The 6,995-nt window shown below is 57.7% G+C and carries 4 protein-coding genes and 2 pseudogenes; 5 read left to right on the top strand and 1 reads right to left on the bottom strand.

Annotated features, from left to right (window positions below; all coding sequences use genetic code 11):
• Together JQ575_RS43405 and JQ575_RS43400 are read left to right on the top strand one after the other, a co-directional pair.
• Positions 1-364, top strand: a pseudogene (locus JQ575_RS43405) (hypothetical protein); the annotation flags it as partial.
• A gap of 370 nt (positions 365-734) precedes the next feature.
• Entirely contained in the window at positions 735-2,420 is a 1,686-nt protein-coding gene (locus JQ575_RS43400) for a phospholipase D-like domain-containing protein (RefSeq protein WP_249167310.1), read from the top strand.
• A gap of 539 nt (positions 2,421-2,959) precedes the next feature.
• On the opposite strand, the pseudogene JQ575_RS43395 reads toward JQ575_RS43400, so the two are convergent.
• Positions 2,960-3,613: pseudogene (locus JQ575_RS43395) on the bottom strand (sulfatase-like hydrolase/transferase); the annotation flags it as partial.
• A 1,320-nt stretch (positions 3,614-4,933) separates the two neighbouring features.
• Between JQ575_RS43395 and JQ575_RS43390 the strand changes: the two are divergent.
• The 3 genes from JQ575_RS43390 to JQ575_RS43380 all read left to right on the top strand — a co-directional run.
• On the top strand, positions 4,934-5,455 hold the full coding sequence (locus JQ575_RS43390) for a hypothetical protein (protein ID WP_212039263.1): 522 nt from the start codon (positions 4,934-4,936) through the stop codon (positions 5,453-5,455).
• Positions 5,456-5,508: 53 nt separating this feature from the next.
• A complete protein-coding gene (locus JQ575_RS43385) occupies positions 5,509-6,411 on the top strand; it encodes a hypothetical protein (RefSeq protein WP_212039262.1) in 903 nt (300 codons plus the stop codon).
• Between the two features lie 371 nt (positions 6,412-6,782).
• On the top strand, positions 6,783-6,995 hold a 213-nt coding region (locus tag JQ575_RS43380; RefSeq protein WP_212039261.1), incomplete at its 3' end, for an SAM domain-containing protein.

Raw genomic sequence — 6,995 nt, 5'->3', positions numbered from 1 at the left:
GTTGGGTTTGCGTTTAAGACCACGACGGGTGGATCGCGACACCCGCCGAACGCAACCCGGTCAGCAAACAGTTCTTAGAGAGGCAGGATCGATCCAATGTCCTTGGCGTTGGGTGGATGTCCTCAAGAACGCTGCCATACTGTCGATCCTGTTTGCTGCATGTTACGACACCGAGTTTTGGCACCCCCGATTTCTTCTGATGGACAATATTGAAGACAAGGGAATGGAGCCCGTACGGACGCACAACTTCCAGCGTCTTCTCATCGCCGAGGCCCAGAAGGTGAGGGTCCCGTTCCAAGTGATTTTTACGACCTCGATGCCGGATGACTCGCTTGAGGGTAGCGGTCTAACCGTTGGCCCATGATATAGCCGGCAGAGCAAAACCCTTGCACACATCGTCACCAAGGAGGCGGACGCCAATCCGTAGCCGGTATGGCCGCCCTGGAACGCTTGACGCCGGATATTGCCTGCCTGTCACCGGATCAGGCGTCCCGATTCGGCGACTGCCGCGCCGGACACTCCATGTCTCGTCTCTGAGCCGAAACTCACGGTCGTTGGCGACAACGCGAGGGAACGAATCCAGCGCCGCCCGCAGAGAGTGCCGCATAGAGCACCTCATCGCAATCAAGGTGGTACGCCCGGCGGAGAAAGCCGACGAGTAGCATCGTTTCCCGCATCGAAAAGATGAAGGCCGGTCGGAGACGATATCTACACAGCTCCTGCGAAGCAGGCTGTTGCGCAAGACGGTCCCGAAATGCCGGGAACAAGTGGCAATCGATCTTGTTAAACCGCTGGCGGCTGCAGCCGCTTTGCAGCAAAGCGAGCAAGTGCCGAGTTACCAGACGGTCTCAGCGAAATCTCGCCACGTCGGGACGTTGTCGAACATCCAATCGTGCGCGAACAAAACTTCAATGGAGCTCGGTTGCATGAATGATGAGAGCGGGGGAATGCTGACGGTCGGTCGCAATTGCTGGCGTATCGAGCGCGCCGAGCGTCTGGCGCTGATTGTCGACGCAGCCGATTACTTTCGCCATGTCAAAAGCGCAATGCTCAAAGCTCGGCACAGTATCATGTTGATAGGGTGGGACTTTGATACGCGGATCAAAATCGAGCCGGAGAAGCAGACCTTGGAAGGACCGAACGCGCTTGGAGAATTTCTATCGTGGCTCCCGAAGCATCGGGAACACTTGAATGTCTACGTGCTCAAGTGGGATTTGGGGATGATACAAGCCTTGGGACGGGGCATGACGCCATTGTTCATTGTGGACTGGATCACCGACAAGCGGCTGCACCTGAGATTGGATCATGCTCATCCCGTCGGTTCCGCTCACCACCAGAAAATCGTCGTTATCGACGATACGCTGGCGTTCTGCGGGGGAATCGATATGACCACCGATCGCTGGGACACCCCTGAACACCTCGACGACAATCTGCTGCGGACGAAACCGAGCGGACGGGCATACGGTCCTTGGCATGATGCGACCACCGCCGTTGATGGCGATGCCGCCCGTGCGATCGCAGACCTGGCGCGGGAGCGCTGGCTGCGCGGTACCGGAAAAGTGCTCCCGGCGGTCTCGCGGAAGTCGGACCTATGGCCTGACAATTTGGTACCCACCATGGAGCATGTTGAGGTGGCCATCGCCCGCACCATCCCGGCGTTGGACGACCATCGGGCGGTCAGGGAAATCGAGTCACTCTACTTCGACGCGATCGGGCGAGCGGAACGCACCGTCTACATAGAAACGCAGTATCTGGCGTCGCGCAAAATCGCCGAAGCGATGGTCCGCAGGCTGCAGGAACCATTTGGTCCCGAGATAGTACTGGTGCTTCCGAAGACGACGGAAGGATGGCTTGAACACAAGGCTATGGATGGCGCACGACACAGGCTGCTTCGCGAACTGTGGAAGGCTGACCGACACAAGCGGTTTGGCGTCTACTACCCGGTAACGGCGGGAGGCAAACCGATTTACGTGCATGCCAAGATCCTGACCATAGACGACAAGCTGCTTCGGGTAGGGTCGTCCAATTTAAACAATCGTTCCATGAGCTTTGATACAGAGTGCGATCTGGCCGTGGAAGCGGCAGGCACTTCCGCGAATCAGATGAAACTGCGCGATACGATCGTGGCAGTTCGTGACAATTTTCTTTGCGAGCATTTGGGCGTCGAGCCGCGAAGGCTTGCTGCCGCACTGAATGCCGGGTCCGGGTCGGTTTTGAAGGCAATCGATGCCTTGCATAGTCCGGGCAGAACACTAGTGCCGTTCGAACGGGCAACGATCGAGGATGACGAAAGTTTGCTTGCCGAGAATGACTTGCTCGACCCCGAGATAATGCCGGCGGGTTTCAACTGGCGGCTCGGGGAGAAGATTGCAGGCATCCCGTCAATGTTTCGCCTGGTTAAACCATCACGTCAGCATTGAGTGCGTCGGCCCGCTGGCGTGCATGGGAGCTGCGCCAATCCTTGTTGATGGTAAGACGATTACCGCATCTATGGGCTCGATGCCTATCAGGGGTAAGACAACGGTCGCCATGCGAGCGTAGGAACAATCACCATTGAGCTCAAATCAAGAATAGAAGTGCGCTGCTGGCGCGTCGCGATGCTGCTACTCTGGAAATGACGGACGCACTGCAGGCGGCAGGAGTTGAAAGCCTTACGGCAGCCCGGCTGGCGGCAGCTCAGCGTAAGGAGCACGTACGACGCTCCAACGACATCGGGAAGGAGTTAGCCAGCCTCGCCCGGAAACAGATCCAAGGAGCTTGCGCCTGGGTTGGACGCCCTTTAGGGGCTATCTGAGCGAACTGCGGGGCCAGCTTAGAGTTGATATGAAGAACTACGAACTCACAGAAATTCCGGCTGAGAGCGAGTTAGCGCGCGATATTCAGGAGAACCTCAACGATGGTGCGCAGCTAGAGGCGGAGATCAAGACGGCCGAAGCGGAGCTCGCCGGCCCGGCGGATGTGCTACTTCAAGTGCCCAGCCTGGCAGTGCATCGAACACCCGCTGGGCGTAGCCGGCGAAGCCGTACTCTCCGGCCTTCATCTTGGCGTAAAGCTCGGGGCCCCTCGCGCTAGCGATGCCGAACCAAGAGGTTGCGTACCCGTTTTCCTTCAGAATTGTGCCGATAGTGCCTTTGTCAATCGGGATGATTGTGTCGTAGCCCGGAAACCCCGTTGCCAATTCGCCCACTACGCCTGTACCCACCGAGTGATGGTTGCGTCCTGTGATGATAGCCGCCCGCGTCGGCGAGCAGAGCGCAGTGGAATGAAAATTGGTATAGCGCAGCCTCTGCGCAGCGATACGGTCGAGCGCCGGTGTAGGGACCACGCCGCCAAATGTACCCGGCGCACCGAAGCCGGCATCGTCGGTCATGATCAGCAGCACATTGGGTGCACCCTTCGGCGGCACAACGCGCGGAGCCCACCACGCCATCGACTCCGAAGCCTTCTCCTTGATCACTCCGCCGAATTTCGGATCGGGCGGCGGAAGTTGTTCGCCAGTGATCGTGGTGGTGGCACTGGGCGAACCTGGGACACCTGTGACCTGCTGAGCTAATGCCGAAACGCTAAGGGCGAGAACACTCGCGCCCACAAGCATGCTGCGACTGATTCTCATGGCGGAAAACTCCCATTGAGAGCTGTGCCTTGGCAAAAACGGTCTCGCAATCTCATAAGAATGGTCGCGTTGAGCGAGCACACCTTGATGTAGGTCAAGGTTGGAAAGTGGGGACGTTTTCACGGGAGAGGGAAATTTATGGGGTCCAGCGGTGGGATGTCCGAAGTGGGTCATTCGCGTCGGTTTGGCCAGACCACGGCGACTTCCGGTCTACCCCGGTGAACGGACATTCTCAGGATAGGCAGGCATGTCTCAAAGGTGCCAACAACGGATATGAACGATCACCTTGTCCGCCCGAACAAGTAACGAGGGCGGCACGGTGAGGCCGAGCGCTCTTGCAGCCTTCAAGTTGATCACTAGCTCAACTTTGGTCGGCTGCTCTACCCGCTACACGAGGTCTTGGTTGATGCCCTTGGGTACGGGGCGACCGGCTTTGATCCGCCGGCCCCCGAAAGTCGCTGGGGCCGTTGCTTTTGGAACTTCGCAACTCGCCAAGAGTCGATTCAACGCTCTCGGATTTATGCCCCCTAAAGCCCCTACCGGGAGAAAACCCTAATTGGGTTGGCGGCCCAGCGCACCTCCAGTACGCTGGGGCCGTTTCTTTCTTTCGGGATTAGGCCATTCACAGATTCAAAACAGGTCGCTAATTTGGAACGAATGTTCCCGGGGTGAATTCATTGGAGCGGGTGACATCGCTCAATGGCATCCGTTGTTATGGCGGCCTCAGCTCTCCCCAGTGCTGGGGTCGTTTCTTTGGCTCAGCGGGTCGCGAGTTCCAAGTTCTGCTACTGTCATCGGATGGGAATCAGTTATCCGGTCGACCGCTCTCTGCCGCGCTCAACGAGACGCTACAACTTCCGTTTTATGACACGCAGGCAATGGAACGACTGTCGCCCCCCGAACCAAAAGAGGCCGCCAACTGAGTACTCCGAACTAGTTCGGAAAGACCGGCCGAGCTGGATGGGAAGCGTGGCAGCTTCGTCGCTTTGACGAGGAGTCATTGCCAAGAAGGCCCGACGTCAGAGCCCCCTCCTCTGAAGCCCTCGCGCTCGTTAAAGAGGCTATTCGCAACCGTCTGCTTTGCGCAGATAAAACGTTTACAGCGGTAGCCCGATACATTGCGAGTGCCTGGCTCGCCGCGTGCCGCCAACGAGCGCCTTTCAGCTTTGGTCGTCGTACTTGGGCTGCCTCAGCGGATAGTACGAGGTTTCTCGTCAATTTAGGCAGTGTTGCAGAGACTCGTCAGGACGAAATCATACAACTAAAATACGAGGTGCGGCGGTAAGACACCCAACTGGTTTCAACAGGGAGGGATTGATCATGGCCTCGCAGACCAAGACGCAACCGAATTCCCGCTTCAATCGGCGGTGGTTCCTGGCAGGAGCCGCCGGCGGCGCAATGCTTCCGGTAGCAGCGCACGCAGCCGGGCCGAAGAAAAAACGCGGGATTTACGCTGACCCGCAAAATACTCCGAAAAAAGACTTAGAAGATAAGGTGGCTGATTTCTCGTACCAGAATGATGGCCTCGCACAATTGATCGTCGACATGTGGACAGGTGCCCACCCCAATCTGATCACGCCTGCAACGAACCCGGCGCAGTACCAAGCGCGGTCGGTTGCGGCAAAAGCAGTTCTCGCGGCTCGGGGCATTTATTTGGAGCAACCGATCTTGATCACGGAAGACGAGTACGAAGAGGGTTTCAATTTGTTAGACGCAGGCCTAACGGCAACGAACGGAGTCGTTTTTGTGTTGCCGAGAAATACACGTGCGACGACTTTTGGTGGGCCGCCTCTGCTTGAGACGGCTAAGATGCTGATGGCCATCACGCCGAACGGAATCTAGCGGTATTGCAATCCGTCAATACACGGGCGTTCACTCGGAAGTGGAGGTTTCGAATGGCACGGCTGGTCACGGAGTGGGTCAACGTCAGGGGCGATGTTTCGATCATCGCTCGCGAGTCGGGAGAGGTTTGGTTTCATGCCCCGGTAGGCACGGAAGAAAACGTAGATCCATTCGCGACACCGATGACAGGTGTGGGCTCGGCGGGCAGCACGGTCGGGCTGCTCGACGGCGCGATAAATCTGGGATTTGCCGGAATCGAAAAGCGCCTTGCGCGCCCTGAACCGACAATCGCCGGCTATATTGTTGCTTTGGCGGGCGCCTATCACACTTCTGTCGACACGCCTCGAAATCTCCGGCGCGCCGCCGGGCGCTTCATCGAGCTGGGGAGGCCCGAAGTCGCGGCCTACTTGGAAGAGCGTGCGCGCGAGGAGACCGGTCACGACAGGCTCGCGCTCAAGGATCTGCGTGCGCTGGGTGTGCCCGGCGAGCGATTCGTCGATAGCTTTATGCCGGAGGGCATCAAGCCGCTCTGCAAACGCTTCGATGATCTCTGCGTCCAAGACTATCCGATGGGCTGCATCGGCTATTCGTACTGCCTAGAACGCATCGCTGCGCTCAAGCAGGAGTCCGATATCGAGAAGGTGCGGGCGATGTGTCCGGCTGACGTGGATGCGACCCGCTTCCTCAGAAGTCACAGCTCCCTCGGAAGCGAAGCCGCTCACGTCAAAGAAACGATCGAGTTCGTTGCCTCCCTTCCCGCGAATGACCGTATCAAGGTCGTTCAGGAGACGTATGAATCAGCAGTGATCCTGGCGGAGGGATATAATTACGAGCTTCTCAAATCCGAAGCTGAGATGCTTGAGGAGCTTGAGCGGGCGCTCGGAGAGGCGCTCCCGTATCGCCACACCTCATATCCTTTGCACGGTGAAAAGCGCGGCGCTAGGCCCGCAGCATGAGCGGAATAGCGCGATAGTCATCGCAGTTTGGCATGGCGTGAGGCGCGAGAAACGACGCGCCGATTCTCCCATAGGGTAGCACGGTTGCGATTCAAAACGATGAGGGCCGCGTGACTGCTCGCGATTCGGCCGTTGCCATGGGTAGCTGGGTAGGGCACCCAGCGCTGGTGTCGTTGCGCCAAGCTTCAGTTGTGCTTCGACGCCGGGGAAAGCCAAATATCGGCGGTCAAAGAACGCTCATATGATATCGTTGTGAGGAAGATAATATTCTGCGCGGGAGAACGCTTTCCTAGTAAGCAAAGGCACCAGATGGTGGGTCTGAAGCCAAACTCTTTCTTGATGAACTACGGCAGTGGGCAAGGGCCTCTGCAATGACGAGGACAACAACCACCGACATAGCCGAGTGGCTGGGAGGACACGGTCTAGGCCAGTACGCCAAAACCTTCGCAGAAAACAATATCGACTACTCCGTCCTTCCGGATTTGACGGAAAATGATCTTGAAAAACTCGGAGTATCTTCTCTAGGTCACCGCAAGAAGCTGCTTAGGGCCATTCAAGCATTGACGCCCGCGCGCCAGCCCACC

Source organism: Bradyrhizobium sp. JYMT SZCCT0428 (assembly GCF_018131075.1).
GTDB lineage: Bacteria > Pseudomonadota > Alphaproteobacteria > Rhizobiales > Xanthobacteraceae > Bradyrhizobium.
Note: the sequence above shows the minus strand (reverse complement) of the source record. Positions and strands in the feature narration are given on the sequence as shown.